Annotated in this window: 14 protein-coding genes; 1 reads left to right on the plus strand and 13 read right to left on the minus strand. The window is 64.6% G+C overall.

Annotation, left to right across the window (positions count from 1 at the left end; translation table 11 throughout):
• Positions 1 to 23: 23 nt before the first annotated feature.
• From H5T65_11210 to H5T65_11270, 13 genes are all read right to left on the minus strand, one after another.
• On the minus strand, positions 24 to 1,682 hold the full coding sequence (locus tag H5T65_11210) for a methylmalonyl-CoA mutase family protein (protein MBC7259802.1): 1,659 nt from the start codon (positions 1,680 to 1,682) through the stop codon (positions 24 to 26).
• Between the two features lie 79 nt (positions 1,683 to 1,761).
• Positions 1,762 to 2,241 carry an acetyl-CoA carboxylase biotin carboxyl carrier protein subunit gene (locus tag H5T65_11215; GenBank protein ID MBC7259803.1) on the minus strand — a complete coding sequence of 160 codons (480 nt, stop codon included), beginning with the start codon at positions 2,239 to 2,241 and terminating at the stop codon, positions 1,762 to 1,764.
• A gap of 130 nt (positions 2,242 to 2,371) precedes the next feature.
• Entirely contained in the window at positions 2,372 to 3,160 is a 789-nt protein-coding gene (locus H5T65_11220; protein ID MBC7259804.1) for a DUF3800 domain-containing protein, read from the minus strand.
• 36 nt (positions 3,161 to 3,196) lie between these two features.
• Positions 3,197 to 4,705 (minus strand): pyruvate/oxaloacetate carboxyltransferase, encoded by a 1,509-nt coding sequence (locus tag H5T65_11225; GenBank protein ID MBC7259805.1) that lies wholly within the window; start codon positions 4,703 to 4,705, stop codon positions 3,197 to 3,199.
• Positions 4,706 to 4,714: 9 nt separating this feature from the next.
• On the minus strand, positions 4,715 to 5,035 hold the full coding sequence (locus H5T65_11230; GenBank protein MBC7259806.1) for a cupin domain-containing protein: 321 nt from the start codon (positions 5,033 to 5,035) through the stop codon (positions 4,715 to 4,717).
• A 20-nt stretch (positions 5,036 to 5,055) separates the two neighbouring features.
• The gene (locus H5T65_11235) at positions 5,056 to 6,570 is read right to left on the minus strand and encodes an acyl-CoA carboxylase subunit beta (GenBank protein MBC7259807.1); all 1,515 of its coding nucleotides are present in this window, start codon (positions 6,568 to 6,570) and stop codon (positions 5,056 to 5,058) included.
• A 127-nt stretch (positions 6,571 to 6,697) separates the two neighbouring features.
• Positions 6,698 to 7,840, minus strand: a complete 1,143-nt coding sequence (locus H5T65_11240) for an acyl-CoA dehydrogenase (GenBank protein ID MBC7259808.1) — start codon at positions 7,838 to 7,840, stop codon at positions 6,698 to 6,700.
• An 86-nt stretch (positions 7,841 to 7,926) separates the two neighbouring features.
• The gene (locus H5T65_11245; protein MBC7259809.1) at positions 7,927 to 8,778 is read right to left on the minus strand and encodes a 3-hydroxybutyryl-CoA dehydrogenase; all 852 of its coding nucleotides are present in this window, start codon (positions 8,776 to 8,778) and stop codon (positions 7,927 to 7,929) included.
• Between the two features lie 58 nt (positions 8,779 to 8,836).
• On the minus strand, positions 8,837 to 9,319 hold the full coding sequence (locus H5T65_11250; protein ID MBC7259810.1) for a GNAT family N-acetyltransferase: 483 nt from the start codon (positions 9,317 to 9,319) through the stop codon (positions 8,837 to 8,839).
• Positions 9,320 to 9,330: 11 nt separating this feature from the next.
• Positions 9,331 to 10,395 carry a hypothetical protein gene (locus tag H5T65_11255; GenBank protein ID MBC7259811.1) on the minus strand — a complete coding sequence of 355 codons (1,065 nt, stop codon included), beginning with the start codon at positions 10,393 to 10,395 and terminating at the stop codon, positions 9,331 to 9,333.
• Positions 10,396 to 10,737: 342 nt separating this feature from the next.
• Positions 10,738 to 11,682, minus strand: coding sequence for a ribose-phosphate pyrophosphokinase (locus H5T65_11260; protein MBC7259812.1), 945 nt, complete (start codon positions 11,680 to 11,682; stop codon positions 10,738 to 10,740).
• A gap of 60 nt (positions 11,683 to 11,742) precedes the next feature.
• Positions 11,743 to 12,288 (minus strand): GNAT family N-acetyltransferase, encoded by a 546-nt coding sequence (locus tag H5T65_11265; GenBank protein MBC7259813.1) that lies wholly within the window; start codon positions 12,286 to 12,288, stop codon positions 11,743 to 11,745.
• A gap of 24 nt (positions 12,289 to 12,312) precedes the next feature.
• Positions 12,313 to 13,068, minus strand: a complete 756-nt coding sequence (locus H5T65_11270; GenBank protein MBC7259814.1) for a metallophosphoesterase family protein — start codon at positions 13,066 to 13,068, stop codon at positions 12,313 to 12,315.
• A 342-nt stretch (positions 13,069 to 13,410) separates the two neighbouring features.
• On the opposite strand from H5T65_11270, the gene polX reads away from it, so the two are divergent.
• Positions 13,411 to 15,132 carry a DNA polymerase/3'-5' exonuclease PolX gene (polX, locus tag H5T65_11275; protein ID MBC7259815.1) on the plus strand — a complete coding sequence of 574 codons (1,722 nt, stop codon included), beginning with the start codon at positions 13,411 to 13,413 and terminating at the stop codon, positions 15,130 to 15,132.
• Positions 15,133 to 15,268 lie beyond the last annotated feature (136 nt).

A 15,268-nucleotide genomic window follows, 5' to 3' on the forward strand; every position in this document is an offset into this window, starting at 1 on the left:
GGGCTAAAGGCTAGAGGCTACTCTCACCACATCGTCGCCGGCTGGTACTCCCCGAAAACCTCTCGCAGCACGCCGCAGATTTCCCCCAGCGTGGTGTAGGCCCGCACGCAGTCCAGGATCGTGGGCATGAGCGGCGCGTCGCCCTCGGCCTCGCGGCGCAGTTGCGCCAGCAGCGCCTGCACGCGCTCGTTGTCGCGCTCGGCCCGCACCTGCCGCAAGCGCGCCACCTGTCGGTCGCGCACCTGCGGGTCCATCTTCAGGGTCTCAAACGTTACCGGCGTGTCGGTTACGAACTCGTTCACGCCCACCACGATCTGGTCGCGGGCGTCCACCGCCTTCTGGTAACGGTAGGCGCTCTCGTGCAATTCCCGCTGGATGTAGCCACTCTCAATCGCCTTCAGGACGCCGCCCATCTTCTCCACGCGCTCTATCAGTTCCCACGCCCGCCGCTCCACCTCGTTGGTCAGATGCTCCACGTAGTAACTCCCCGCCAGCGGGTCAATGGTATCGGCCACGCCGCTCTCGTAGGCGATGATCTGCTGGGTGCGCAACGCGATGGTTACCGACTCCTCCGTGGGCAGCGCCAGCGCCTCATCCCGCGAGTTGGTGTGCAGCGACTGCGTCCCGCCCAGCACTGCCGCCAACGCCTGGAGCGCAACCCGCACGATGTTGTTGTTGGGCTGCTGGGCCGTGAGGGTTACGCCCGACGTCTGGGTGTGGAACCGCAACATGCACGAGCGGGGGTCTTTGGCGCCGAACCGTTCGCGCATAATCTTGGCCCACATGCGTCGCGCGGCGCGGAACTTGGCCACCTCTTCCAGCAGGTTGTTGTGGCACGCGAAGAAGAAGGCCATCTGCCCGGCGAACTCGTCCACGTCCATCCCCGCATCCAGCGCCGCCCGCACGTAGGCCATCGCGTCGCACAGTGTGAAGGCCACCTCCTGCACGGCCGTGGCCCCCGCCTCGCGCATGTGGTAGCCGCTCACGGAAATCGTGTTCCACTGGGGCACGCGCTCCTTGCAGAAGCGAAACAGGTCGGTTACCAGGCGCATGGAAGGCTGCGGCGGGAAGATGTACGTCCCCCGCGCCACGTACTCCTTCAGGATGTCGTTCTGCACCGTGCCGCGCAGTTTCTCCGACGGCACACCCTGCTTCTCGGCTACCGCCACGTACATGGCCAGCAGCACCGTCGCCGGCGCGTTGATGGTCATGGACGTGCTCACCTTGTCCAGCGGGATGCCGTCAAACAGGATTTCCATGTCGCGCAGCGAACTGATGGCCACGCCCACGCGCCCCACCTCGCCCTCGGCCATGGGGTGATCCGAGTCGTAGCCGATCTGCGTGGGCAGGTCAAAGGCCACCGAAAGCCCGGTCTGCCCCTGCTCTAGCAGGTAGCGGTAGCGGCGGTTGGACTCCTCGGCGGTGGCGAACCCAGCGTACTGGCGCATGGTCCACAATCGCCCGCGGTACATCGTGGGCTGGACGCCGCGCGTGAAGGGGTACTCGCCGGGGAATCCCAGGTCCTGCTCGTAGTCCACCGGCACGTCCTCGGGCGTGTACAGCCGATCCACGGGGATGCCGGAGACCGTCGCGAACTCGCCCCGCCGCTCCGGGAACTTCCGGGTCAGCGGCTCCACCGTCTCGCGCTCCCAACGGCGCTTGCTCTCGGTGAGTCGGGTCATGCGCACCTCCGACGCAGCGTCTCACACAGGCCAAGAGTCTTTAGCCTTTGGCCTTTAGCCAGTGGCTAACGGCTGTTGGCTACTCCATCTCCACCAACACCTGGCCCATCTCTACGTCCTGGCCGGGCTGGGCATGCACCGCCTTGACCGTGCCGGCCTTGTGGGCGCGGAGTTCGTTTTCCATCTTCATGGCCTCCAGGATGAGCACCACGCTCCCATCGGCCACGGCGTCGCCGGGTTTCACCAGCACGCGCAACACCTTGCCCGGCATGATGGCCCTGACGGCATTCGCGTCCTCGGCCACCGCTACGCTGGGCTTCTCCGGCTTGCTGGCGGCGGCTGTCGGCTTGGCCGCTTCGGCCCGGCGGAAGGCGTGCGGGATGCCGTTGACCAGCACCTGATCCCCCGCGAACTCCACCGTGTAGTTCATGCCGTTCACGTTGACCTCGCGCCCCTTCACCGACACCGAGAACGGCCGCCCGTCCACGGTTACCGTGTCGCCGTTGACTTCTACTTCGTAGGTCGTCCCGTCCACAATGAGCGTTGTTTTCCAGGCCACTCAGAACCCTCCATGTTCGGACAAACTGTGTTTGACAATCTATCAAAAGTGTGATATACTAAGAGTAATCCAGTAGTGGAGGTGGATGGCCATTGGCCATCGGGAGAACGCCCGCAAGGGCGTTTCTTCTTTACGGCAACAGTTTTCTCCCATAGCCATCCATCTCACCTGCGTCGCTCCGCAAGTATTTGCCATCCTGAAGGATTTCGCAGATTCTGGCGCCGAACGTTTCGCGTTTGTCCCCTATGAGCCTGTGATGCAGCAATATCTCTCGCTGCGACGCATGCGCGATGAGGTCCGCAAGTTGCAGGCCCGCGATATTGTCCCGGCGGGGCCTCACCTTTAGTTCGCGCGAGGTCAGGTGCGCCTGCCACAGATCAGGAGCGACGAAGTCCGTGCCACGTGCGTAGAGTCGCCGGTACGACTCCTTGAGTTTGCTGTCCTCCGTCCCGCCGCGGCTCTCCACGAGTACGTCGCCTCGGCCACCCGCATCCCCAAGAAACAGAATGAATTGCTCCAGCAATGCGGCCAAGCCATAATGATAGGGGTGATACTGCCAAACCCTGTACCTGTCGCGATGGGCTTTCTTGTCCAGAACCACAGTTACGACGCGATGCTCCCACCGTGCTAGTGCCGACAAGAGCGCCGCATTGAACGCGCGCTCCTCCTGCGGATCTCGCAAAGCCTGGAACGGCGGGCGCCTGTTCACGAGTTCTTTCCGATGAAAGATAACCGGCTCATCAGGATCCTGCAAGAAAAACTCCCGCTTGATGTCCTCCATCTCTCTTTGCACAACCTCGGCATAGTGACCCGTCTCCAGGATCACACCGGTGAGCGAAAGAAACCGGTAGCGAGGATCGTCCACATGGCCCATGTCATGGTTCCCAACTTCATCCACGTAAACGCGATACAGAACCATACGAACGTCCTCGGGCATCCTTGCGGGAGCGTATTCCTACAGCCCCCTCCACCCGCCGCCACCCATCACCGCCTGCCGCCCGGCGATCTTCCACGGCGAGACGGTCAACGTCGGCGGCGCCGCCACCACGGGCCGCGCCGTCTTCGCGGCCTCCTCCTGCGCCAGCGCCGCCGCAATCGCCGCGACCATCTGCGCCTTGCCCCCTGCGCCAGCCCGCCGCCGCTCCAGGAACGGCTTGGCTACCTGCGGGAACAGCGCATACGAAATGATGTCCTCCTCGCTCTCGGCCAGGTCGCCGATCTCGGCCTTCGCCTGCTCGTAGCCGGGGGGAATCAGGTCGGCGGGGCGGCAGTCTATCGGCTCCTCGTCGCCAATCGCCAGACGCTTCACCTCCGGGTCTATCGGCGCGGGGGGCCTTCCGTACAGCCCGCGCACGTAGTTCTTCACCTCCTGCGGAATCACCTTGTACCGCTGTCCAAGGATCACGTTCAGCGTCGCCTGGGTGCCCACGATCTGGCTGGACGGCGTAACCAGCGGCGGATATCCCAGTTCCTTGCGCACGCGCGGCACCTCGTCCAGCACCTCGCGGTAGCGGTGCTCCGCGCCCTGCTCCCGCAACTGCGCCACCAGGTTGGACAGCATCCCGCCCGGAATCTGGAAGCGCAGCACGTCCACGTCCACCCCCACCAGGCCGCTCTCGAACTTGGCGTACTTCTTGCGGATTTGCGCCACGTCCTGGGCGATCTCGGCCAGCAGGCCCAGATCCAGTCCCGTGTCGCGGGGCGTCTCCTGCATGATGCTCACGATGGTCTCCGTGGGCGGCTGCGACGTTACCAGCGCCAGCGACGAGATGGCCGTGTCCACGATGTCCACGCCCGCCTCCGCCGCCTTGATGACCGCGCCGGTGGCCATCCCGCTCGTGTAGTGTGTGTGCAACTGCACCGGCAGGGGAATCTCCGCCTTCAGCCGCCGAACCAGTTCATACGCGGCGTAGGGCGAGATGAGTCCCGCCATGTCCTTGATGCAGATGGAGTCGGCCCCCATGTCGGCCAGTTGCTTCGCCATCTCCACGTACCCGTCAATGGTGTGCACCGGGCTGATGGTGTAGCAGATGGCCGCCTGGACGTGCCCGCCGACGCGCTTGGTAACCTCCATGGCCCACCGCATGTTGCGCACGTCGTTCAGGGCGTCAAAGATACGGAAGATGTCTATGCCGTTCTTCCGCGCCAAGATGATGAACTTCTCCACGATGTCGTCGGGGTAGTGGCGATAGCCCACGACGTTTTGGCCGCGCAGGAGCATCTGGAACGGCGTGTTGGGCATGGCCTTGCGCAGCGTGCGAATCCGCTCCCAGGGATCTTCGTCCAGGAAGCGCATGGCCGAGTCAAAGGTGGCGCCTCCCCACATCTCCACCGAGTGGTAGCCCACCCGCTCCAGTTTCGCCGCTATGGGCAGCATGTCCTCGGTGCGCAGCCGCGTCGCCAGCAGCGACTGGTGCGCGTCCCGCAAAACCGTGTCGGTGATGCGAAGGGGTTTGTGCTCCATGGTATCTCCCTATTCCGCGAAAAGTTGGGCGGCCTTGAACATGACCACCAACGCCGACCGCTCGGCGCGCGAACGATGGCGCTCGCCCGCCTTCACGACGAGAACCTCGCCCTGATGCACCGGTACGCTGGTGCCGTCGGCGTAGTCTATGGCGATCTCGCCTTCCACCACGAAGTACAGTTCGTCTTTGTCGTGCTCGTGAAACCGATAGGCGCCCTCAAAGCGGCTCAAGTAGGCGCAGTAGTCGTCCACCTGGCCCAGCACCGCGTGGGTGAACGGCTGCGCCAGCGCCGCGGCCGCCTCCGCTATGCTCGTCTTCCGCTGCGGCATGTTGCCTCCTTGTCCCCCCTTCACAGCGGGATGTTGCCATGCTTCTTCGGCGGATTGGAATCCCGCTTGTTCTGCAGCATCTCCAGGCCCTCTATCAGTCGCGGGCGGGTCTCGTGCGGCTCTATCACGTCGTCAATGTAGCCCCGCGCCGCCGCCACGTAGGGGTTGGCAAACTGCTCCCGATACTCCCTGACCAGGCGCTCTCGCGTCGCCTCCGGATCGTCCGATTCCTCAATCTCCTTGCGGAAGATGATGTTGACCGCGCCCTCCGGCCCCATGACAGCGATTTCGGCGCTGGGCCAGGCGTAGTTCAAATCCCCGCGGATGTGCTTGGAACTCATCACGTCGTAGGCCCCGCCGTAGGCCTTGCGCGTGATGACGGTCAACTTGGGCACCGTGGCCTCGCAGTAGGCGTACAACAACTTGGCCCCGTTGCGGATGATGCCGCCGTGCTCCTGGGCCACGCCGGGCAGGAACCCAGGCACATCCACAAATGTGATGATGGGGATGTTGAAGCAATCGCAGAAGCGGACGAACCGCGCCCCCTTGATGGACGAGTTGATGTCCAGCACGCCCGCCAGCACCGAAGGCTGCTGCGCCACGATGCCCACCGACCGCCCGCCCAGCCGCGCGAACCCCACGATGATGTTCTTGGCCCAGTGCTCCTGCACCTCCAGAAACTCGCCGTTGTCCACCACGTGGCGGATGATCGCCTTCATGTCATAGGGCTTGGTGGCCGAATCGGGCACGATGGAATCCAGTTCGGCGTCCATGCGGTCGGGCGGGTCGTCCGTCGGCACGAACGGGGGGTCTTCCATATTGTTCTGCGGGATGTAACTGAGGAGACTGCGGATGAGTTCCATGCAGTGCTGTTCGTTCTCGGCGGCGAAGTGGGCCACGCCGCTGGTGGCGTTGTGCACCATCGCGCCGCCCAGTTCTTCCGAGGTTACCTCCTCGCGCGTAACCGCCTTGATGACATCGGGGCCGGTGATGTGCATGTAACTGGTGCCCTTGACCATCAGGATGAAATCGGTCATGGCGGGCGAGTACACCGCGCCTCCCGCGCATGGCCCCATGATGGCCGATATCTGCGGCACCACGCCCGACGCCATCACGTTGCGCTGGAAGACGTAGGCGTAGGCGGCCAGCGAGACCACGCCTTCCTGAATCCGCGCCCCGCCGGAATCGTTCAGCCCGATCACCGGCGCGCCGTTCTTCATGGCCATGTCCATGATTTTGCACACCTTCTCGGCGTGCACCTCGCCCAGCGACCCGCCGAACACGGTGAAGTCTTGCGAGAAGATGTACACCAGACGCCCGTTGATGGTTCCCCAGCCGGTAACCACGCTGTCGCTGAGAAACTTCTTCTCCTCAATGCCAAACCCCACCGTGCGGTGCGTTACGAACATGTCCAGTTCGCGGAAACTCCCCGGATCCAGGAGCAGCTCAATCCGCTCGCGGGCCGTCAGCCTGCCCTTGGCGTGTTGCGCGTCTATGCGGGCCTGTCCCCCGCCCAGCCGCGCCTGTTCTCGCATCTTCCGCAAATGCGCGATTCTCGGATCTTCAGCCACAGTCTACCTCCCCAACGCGGGTATGCGCCGTGCGCAGAATAGAGGGCCCGGCGCGGCCCATGCTGGAGGACCGGCCGGGCCTGGTGTCGCGTCATTCCTTCAGCAGGTTGCTGGCGATGACCATCCGCTGCACCTCGCTGGTGCCTTCGTAGATTTCGGTGATCTTGGCGTCGCGGAAGTATCGCTCCACGGGGTACTCCTTCATGTAGCCGTACCCACCGTGAATCTGCACGGCCTTGGTGGTTACGAATCCGGCCACCTCGGAGGCGAACAGTTTGGCCATGGACGCTTCCTTGGAGAACCGTTCCCCCGCATCCTTCTTGAGCGCCGCGTTGTACACCAGCAGGCGCGCCGCCTCAATCTGGGTCGCCATGTCGGCCAGCATGAACTGAATGGCCTGGAACTGGGCGATGGGCTGGCCGAACTGCACGCGGGTCTTGGCGTGGGCAATGGCCTTCTCCAGCGCGGCCTGGGCGATGCCCACGGCTTGCGCGCCCACGCCGATGCGCCCGGCGTCCAGCGCCATCATCGCGATCTTAAACCCCTCGCCCTCCTGGCCCAGGCGGTTGGCGGCGGGCACCTTGCAGTCCTCAAAGATCAACTCGCAGGTGTCCGACGCGCGGATGCCCATCTTGTGCTCGTGCTTGCCCGTGCTGAAGCCGGGCGTGCCCTTCTCCACGATGAAGCACGAGATGCCGCGATGGCCCTTGCTCTTGTCGGTCATGGCGAACAGCAGGACGATGTCCGCGAACCCACCGTTGGTGATGAAGTGCTTGGTGCCGTTGATGACGTAGTGATCGCCCTGCAGGATGGCGGTCGTCTGCTGGGCTGCGGCGTCGGTGCCGGCCCCCGGCTCTGTCAGGGCGAAGGCCCCGATCTTCTGCCCCGTGGCCAGCGGGCGCAGGTACTTGTCCTTCTGCTCATCCGTGCCAAACTTCAGCAGGATGTAGTTGACCAGGGAGTTCTGCACCGCCATCACGATGGCCGTCGCCGCGCAGGCTTTGGAAATCTCCTCAATGGCGATGCAGTAGGAGACCGTGTCCATTCCGGCCCCGCCGTACTCTTCGGGCGCGGTCAGGCCCAGGAAGCCCAGTTCTGCCATCTTGCGGATGTTGGCGTAGGGGACTTCGCCCTTCTCGTCCAACTCGGCGGCGATGGGCGCCACCTCTTTCTCGGCAAACTCCCGCGCCATCTTGCGGATCATTTCCTGCTCTTCGGTGAGTTTCAGGTCCATGGTTTGCCTCCTCAGTGTGTTTTGAGCGTTCAGCCGACAGCCGTCAGCGATCAGCAGTCTGACCGCTGATTGCTGATTGCTGTCTGCTACGAGTAATTGTAGAACCCCTTGCCCGTCTTGCGGCCAAGGTGCCCGGCGGCCACCATCTTGCGCAGCAGCGGGCAGGGCCGATACTTGGAGTCGCCCAACCCCTTGTGTAGCACCTCCATGATGTTCAGGCAGATGTCCAGCCCGATGAGGTCGGCCAGGGCCAGCGGCCCCATGGGGTGGTTCATGCCCAGCCGCATGACCGTGTCAATGGCCTCGGGCTTGGCGACGCCCTCCATGACGCAGTAGATGGCCTCGTTGATCATCGGCATCAGCACGCGGTTGGACACGAACCCGGGATAGTCGTTGACCTCCACGGGCGTCTTGCCCAGGGCGCGGGCCAGTTCGTCGGTGGTGGCGTAGGTCTCGTCCGACGTGGCGAGGCCGCGGATGATCTCCACCAACTGCATGAGCGGCACCGGGTTCATGAAGTGCATCCCGATGACCTTGTCGGGCCGCTTGGTGGCGGCGGCAATCTCCGTGATGGAGATGGACGACGTGTTCGTGCTGAGAATCACCTCGGGCGCGCACAGCCCATCCAACTGGGCGAAGACCTTGCGCTTCACGTCCAGGTTCTCCACCACCGCCTCCACCACGAAGTGCGCAGGCGCGGCGTCCTCCACCTTCAGCGTCGGGCGGATGCGCGAAAGGGCAGCATCGCGGTCTTCCGGGGTCAGTTTCCCCTTCTCCACGAACTTGGCCAACGATTTCTCAATCGTCGCCATCCCCCGCTTCAGCTGCCCTTCGTCAATCTCCACAAGGGTTACGCGGTATCCGGCCTGGGCGAATGTCTGGGCAATGCCATTTCCCATCGTTCCGGCGCCTATGACGGCTACGTCTGTGATCGCCATTGGTCTTTCACCTCCTTTGGTGTGATTGGGGAGTTGCGGGTTCCTGCCTCCGTCTCGTTCAGGTTTCCTCTCGCAGTTCCTTCGCGAAGACTTTCTGCGTCTTCACCGGCGCGTACCCGATGCGCGCATAGAATGCGTGGGCCTCGGCGCGGATGACGTTGGAGCGCAGGCGAACTGCCGCCAGCCCCATGTCCCACGCCCACGCCTCCGCCCGCTCCATGAGCGCACGCCCGATGCCGCGCCCGCGGTGCGCCTCGTCCACCACAAGCCCGCCGATCTCCGCATGGGCGCGGGACTCCACCGTCATTACGGCATACACGTGCACCCAACCGACGCCCCGGCCCTCGGCCTCGGCGACGAACACCGCATGATCCGCCCGCTGCCCAATGGCGCGCAGGCGCTCCCGGATGGCCTCCTCGGCCGCTGGGTAGCCCAACTGCCCCGACAGGGCGGCCACGCGCCCCGCGTCCCGCGCGTCGGCGCGGCGCAGCAGGATGCCCCCACTATCGCCCGCCAGGCGCACGTCCGGCCCTGTCGGCAAGCCCCCCGCCATTACCGCTCGTACACCGCGCCTGTGGGGTGCACGGTCATAAACCACGATCCCTTTGGCCCTATGACGCTCACATCAAACACGGGAATGGGGCCAACGACCCAGTTCACTTCCGCGTGCCAGTCGCCCGATTCATACAGCCGCGCGTCGGACCCAGGCGCGGCCTCGGGTTTGGCCCCTTCGGTCCATGTCAGGCTTGCCGGGACCTTGTCGGCGTAGGTCTTCTGCAGGTAGCCGATGGCCAGGTCGCGGGCCTCTTCGGGCGAACCCAGAGGCGCGCCGCCTGTCCACTCCACGTACCCGACTTCGCGCACCTCGCCCGAAAGGAACACAACGGCGTCCCACAGCACCCGCTTCCCCTCCGGATAGGCCCACAGGCTGACCGGGTAGCCCTTCTCCGGCTCGGCCCACCACAGGATGATGGTTACCGGCGGGTTCGGCGTGTCGTAACGGGTATACCCTCGGGTGCCGGGAACGGCCTGCCACGATAGGAATTGCGGCAGGCCCAACTGGGGGTGCGTTTTGACAATGGCGTTCGTGATGTACGCCCGCAGTTCGCTGGCCTGGGCCGCGTTGGGCGCAGGCGGCATGGTGCGAGCCGTCTCGCTCTTCGGCAACTCCTTGAACGCCAGCACCTGAATCACGCGGTCCACGGCCGGCTCCACCGTGGTGATATGCCGCTTGATGTAGGTGGGATACCCCTTTTCATCGTGGAACTCGGCTTCTTTGACGCCGGGCTCCTGCACCCACTCAATCAGGCCCGGGACGGTGTAGGTTTTGGCCGCAGTGGCGTCCAGCGGCTCGGGCACGGCGTTGGGGTCGTCAACATTCCGCACCCATGTGGCGTCCAACACGTTGCCGTCGCGGACCAAGACGGTGATGCGGGCTTTGCTGGTGGGGTCCTCGTCCAATAGGGTGATGCGATAGTTGGTGATGCCGGTTGCCTCCCATTTCGCGAGGGCCGACTCGGCGGCTTTGATGAACTTGGAGCCTCCTCCACCGCCCCCGCAGGCACTGAAGGCGAGTGCCAATACGACCAGGACGTAGACGATGCGGCGTAGTTTCATGTTCTCCTCCTCCAAACTCATGTGTCAGTGAAGGATCATCTTTCCGCCTACAGCGTCGCCGTCTTTGTGCGTTGTGGCTACGATGCCAAGCGTGCCGCTGCGCGACAGGTGCCCATCGGCGCATGGGGTGCGCCCACGGAGCATTATACCCACAATGGCCTCTTGTGTCCAGTGCTTGCAAGCGCGGATTGGGCTCCGCTTTGTGTTGGCGACCACGGTGCGAGGCGCTTTCGGAAGCACGTCGCACCTTTGCCCGTGGCGCGGCCAACGAACATTCGCGCGCATTCGCGCCGTTCGTGGTTATGACTCCTAGTCCCGCCGTCCGCCCGTCGCGCTTCCGCCTCAGGCCAGCGCCATGGCGCCCACCGACTCGCCGGTGTGGATACGACGGATGACCTCGCCCAACAGCGGCGCGACCGACAGAATCTTCAGGTGCGGCATGTGCTTCTCCGGCGGGATGAGCACCGTGTCGGTAACCACGATTTCGGCGAAGCCCAACGGCGACAGGCGCTCCACCGCCGGCGGCGAGAAAACGCCATGGGTGGCGCAGGCGTAGATTTCCTGGGCGCCACGCCTGCGCAAAATCTCAAAGGCGCCCGCCAGCGACCCGCCCGTGTCTATCTCGTCGTCCACGATGATGGCATTCTTACCGCGCACCCGTCCGATGAGGTTGAGCACGCGCGCGGTGGGCTTGTTGCCCACGCGGCGCTTCTCAATCACGGCCAGCGGCGCGTCCAGCGCCTGGGCGAAGTTGCGCGCCCGCTTGGTAGCCCCCACATCCGGCGCCACAATGACCGGGTTCGGGATGCGCTTCTCGCGGAAGTAGCGCACCAGTAAGGGCATGGCCGTCATCTCGTCCACGGGGATGCTGAAAAACCCCTGAATCTGGCCCGCGTGCAGGTCTATGGTCAGCACGCGGTTGGCGCCGGCCACGGTGATCATGTCGGCGATGAGGCGCGCCGTGATGGGCACTCGCGGCTGGTCCTTCTTGTCGGTGCGCCCGTAGCCGTAGTAGGGGATGACGGCGGTAATGCGCCCGGCCGACGCCCGCTTCAGGGTGTCTATGATGATGAGCAGTTCCATGATGTTGCGGTTCACCGGCGAACACGTTGGCTGGATGAGGAACACATCCTGGGCGCGGACGCTCTTCTTCAGGCGCACGAAGATGTTCTCGTTAGGGAACTCAAAAATCTCCGCCTCGTCCAGCGGGACCTTCAGGTATTCCGAAATGCGCTGCGCCAGCGGCGGGTTGGCCCGGCCGCTGAACAGCCGCATCGTGCCGTACATCGGCTCCTCGTGGTACATGGGTTCTTCGGCGCACGGCGTCCCAGGCAGCATGGACATGGCTCATCCCTCCTTTTGCCCGCTCTCCCTCGCGCGGAACTCATGGGCCAACACGCTCATGACATACTGATCCTTGTAGCGGCCGCGCCGATACGTGGCATCGCGCAGCGTCCCCTCCTTCACGAAGCCGCACTTTTCGTAGCACCGAATGGCCCGCGGATTGTCGGCGTCCACCCGCAAGTATACCCGATGCAGGTTCATCTCCTCAAACGCGAAACGCAACAGCGTCAGGATGGCGTCCGTTCCGTAGCCTTGGCCCCAACGATCCTTCGCGCCGATGAGAATCCCCAATTCCGCGTTGCGGTCCAGGTAATGGATGCGGTGCAAGCCGATGTTGCCGATGTGCTCGCCCTCGGTCGTCTCTATGGCGAACGCCCGGTCGCTTTCGCCGCTGGATGCCTGCAACAACCACTGGCGCTCCTCGTGGGTGGAGATCGGAAAACGCATGGCCAGGTGCTCGGTAACTTCGGGGTCATTGACCCATTCGTAGCACCGGGCCAGGTCGCTCTCTTCAAGCGCCCGCAGGCGGACCCTGTGTCCCAGAATCATCTTCCCCTCCTCAAATCGCCGTAGTTATCGCCAGCCCTTGCCCATGAGGGTCGCGAAGTCCCGAATGTGGCTAAAATGCGGCTCCGGCAGCACCGCCGCTCGGAACGCCTGTTTCCATGTTTCTATGTACGCCTTCGGGAACGGGAGCCGATCCATGGCGCGGCACGTCCGTTCCACATCATAAGACACCGCCTTCAGCGTCAGCCGCCCGCCCTGGAGCACCGCGTAGCACGCGCCGGGCTTGCCCAACCGCGGCTCGCCCGCGCTCCCGGGGTTCACGAATCGCCGCCCCGCCCGCCGCAATTGGAACTGGACGTGCGAGTGGCCGAACAGGATGATTGGCTCCGGATAGCGCGAGGCCAGCATGGTCCACACCTGTCGCGAACTGTCGGGCCAGATTCTGCCGCCCAGGGCACGCGGGATTTCTCCGTGCAACAGTCGCAGGATCACGCCGTCTCGCTCCACGGCCCGCGTCTCCTCAAATCCGGCCAGGAACTCACGATTGCGCGCCGATATCTGCTCTCGCGTCCAGTCCAGCCACGCCACGAACAGGCTGTCCGGGTTCCCTTCCATTGTGGGCGCGATCATGTATCGGTCGTGGTTGCCCATCAAGAAGATACCCTTGAGTTGGGCCAGCATGGACAGGGTCTCGTTTGGCTCGGGCCCCACGCCCACGGCGTCGCCGAGGAAGAGTACCTCGTCCCACGTTTTCTCCGCGTCCAGGATGGCTTCCAGGGCTGCTGGCTTGGCGTGAATGTCCGCAATGATGAGCGATTTCATAAGCGTTGACGGTCTGACCTAGGGCTGATGTGGCGCAGGTGGATTGCGTGGATATTATAGCAGGTTCTCGCCGGAAACAAAAAGGCCCGCCGCGGGGCGGATTCCGCCCTACCCATCCGCACCCCGGCCCTCCCCTTGCCTCTCCGCGTGCGGAGAGCTCTAGGGAAGGGTATGGGAATGGTTAGGTGAGGTCAAGCACCCCACGGGTATGAAGCCCCTTGGAGTCCCACCCATCGCGAGGACAGGCGCCAGCAAACCATGATACCGAGCGGCCCACCGCACGGTTGCGCGACGCCGCGCCGCGTTGTATAATTTGCCCAGAACCGTCCGTGAGGGAAGGGCATGGACAATCGCGAGGTCGCCGAAACCCTGGAGCGTATCGCCGACATCCTGGATGTCCTGGGCGAGATCGCCTACAAGGGGATCGCCTACCGCCGCGCCGCCGACCAGATTGCCCACCTGTCGGAGCCCATCACCGAAATCTGGAAGCGCGGCGAGTTGCGCTCCATCCCGGGCGTGGGCGAGGCCATGGAAAAGAAGATCGCCGAACTCCTATCCACGGGCCGCCTGGAATACTACGAGCGACTCAAGGAGAAGGTGCCCATGGGCGTCCTGGACCTCCTCGCCATCCCCGACGTTGGCCCCAAGACGGCGAAACTCCTGTGGGAGCAACTGGGCATTACCAGCGTGGGCGAGGCCGAACAGGCCGCCCGCGAAGGCCGCATCCGCACGTTGCCCGGCATGGGCGTGCGCTCCGAACAGAAGATTCTGGAGGGCATAGAGTGGCTGCGGCGGCGCAGCGGGCGCATCCCCCTGGCCGACGCCTGGCCCGTGGCCGACGAGATTCTGGCCGCGCTGGCCGGGACGCCGGGTGTCGTCAAGGCATCGGCGGCGGGCAGCCTGCGTCGGCGCAAGTCCACCGTCGGCGACATTGACCTGCTCGTGGCTGCCGTGGACCCCGAACCGGTGATGCGCGCCTTTGCGAGCCTGCCCATGGTCGCCGAAGTCTCCCTCAGTGGCCCCACCAAGACCTCGGTCATCCTGCGCAACGGCCTTCAGGTGGATTTGCGCGTCCCGCCGGTTGAACGCTACGGGTCGCTTCTGCAATACTTCACCGGCAGCAAGGAGCACAACGTGCACCTGCGCGGCCTGGCCCAGGAAATGGGCCTGAGCCTCAGCGAGTACGGGTTCAAGCGAGGCGAGGAGGAAATCCTCTGCCCCGACGAGGAGGACGTGTACCGCACGCTGGGCTTGCCCTGGATTCCACCCGAACTGCGCGAGGACCGCGGGGAGATTGAGGCGGCGCAGGCCGGGCGACTGCCGCGCTTGGTGGAAGAGGCCGACATCCTGGGCGACCTGCACGCTCACACCGACTGGAGCGACGGCGCGGCAAGCCTGGAGGTCATGGCCGAGGCCGCCCGCCGCAAGGGCTATCGTTACCTGGTCATCTCGGACCACAGCCGGGGCTTGGGCATCGCCCGAGGGCTGACCGCAGAGCGGCTGCGGGAACAGGGCGCCGAAATCCAACGTCTCAACAGTGAATACGCGGACTTCGCCCTGCTGCACGGGGTGGAGGTGGAAATTCGCGGCGACGGCTCGCTGGACCTGCCCGATGACGTGCTGGCCGAGTTGGATGTGGTCATCGCATCGCTCCATTCGGGGCTGCGGCAGCCCAAGGACGAGATCACGGCGCGCGTCGTGCGGGCCATGCGGAACCCGCACGTGGACATCATCGGGCACCCGCTGGGGCGCATTCTGGGCCAGCGCGACGAGACGGCCATAGACGTGGAGACGCTGCTGCGCGTGGCGGCGGAGACGGGCACGGCGCTGGAAGTGAACGCCATCCCGCTGCGGCTGGATTTGGACGACATCCACATTCGGCGGGCCATCGGGATGGGCGTGAAACTCGCCATCAACAGCGACGCTCACAACCCGGCGGGGCTGAACGCCATGACCTACGGCGTGGCCACGGCGCGGCGCGGCTGGGCCGAGCCGAAGCACATCCTGAACACGCTGCCCGCCGACGACATGCGGGCGCAACTGAAGGGCGGAGGGGCGCAGTAGGCTTTCCGGGCCTCGGCCTTGCGAGGGCGCGGGGTGTTCGGCGCAATCCCTTGGGTGGGATTGCTTCGCTTCGCTCGCAATGACAGATGGGGAGTGTCATTGCGAGGGCACGCAGTGCCCGAAGCAATCTCCGGGG

Source organism: Chloroflexota bacterium (genome assembly GCA_014360805.1).
Taxonomy (GTDB): Bacteria; Chloroflexota; Anaerolineae; order DTLA01; family DTLA01; genus DTLA01.

Excerpts from the sequence above, each read along its gene's own strand:
- H5T65_11220 (MBC7259804.1), bottom strand. The coding sequence starts at position 3,160 with ATGGTTCTGTATCGCGTTTACGTGGATGAAGTTGGGAACCATGACATG.
- H5T65_11260 (MBC7259812.1), bottom strand. The coding sequence starts at position 11,682 with ATGTACGGCACGATGCGGCTGTTCAGCGGCCGGGCCAACCCGCCGCTG.
- H5T65_11270 (MBC7259814.1), bottom strand. The coding sequence starts at position 13,068 with ATGAAATCGCTCATCATTGCGGACATTCACGCCAAGCCAGCAGCCCTG.
- H5T65_11255 (MBC7259811.1), bottom strand. The coding sequence starts at position 10,395 with ATGAAACTACGCCGCATCGTCTACGTCCTGGTCGTATTGGCACTCGCC.
- H5T65_11245 (MBC7259809.1), bottom strand. The coding sequence starts at position 8,778 with ATGGCGATCACAGACGTAGCCGTCATAGGCGCCGGAACGATGGGAAAT.
- H5T65_11225 (MBC7259805.1), bottom strand. The coding sequence starts at position 4,705 with ATGGAGCACAAACCCCTTCGCATCACCGACACGGTTTTGCGGGACGCG.
- polX (MBC7259815.1), top strand. The coding sequence starts at position 13,411 with ATGGACAATCGCGAGGTCGCCGAAACCCTGGAGCGTATCGCCGACATC.
- H5T65_11235 (MBC7259807.1), bottom strand. The coding sequence starts at position 6,570 with ATGCGAGAACAGGCGCGGCTGGGCGGGGGACAGGCCCGCATAGACGCG.
- H5T65_11210 (MBC7259802.1), bottom strand. The coding sequence starts at position 1,682 with ATGACCCGACTCACCGAGAGCAAGCGCCGTTGGGAGCGCGAGACGGTG.
- H5T65_11230 (MBC7259806.1), bottom strand. The coding sequence starts at position 5,035 with ATGCCGCAGCGGAAGACGAGCATAGCGGAGGCGGCCGCGGCGCTGGCG.
- H5T65_11240 (MBC7259808.1), bottom strand. The coding sequence starts at position 7,840 with ATGGACCTGAAACTCACCGAAGAGCAGGAAATGATCCGCAAGATGGCG.
- H5T65_11265 (MBC7259813.1), bottom strand. The coding sequence starts at position 12,288 with ATGATTCTGGGACACAGGGTCCGCCTGCGGGCGCTTGAAGAGAGCGAC.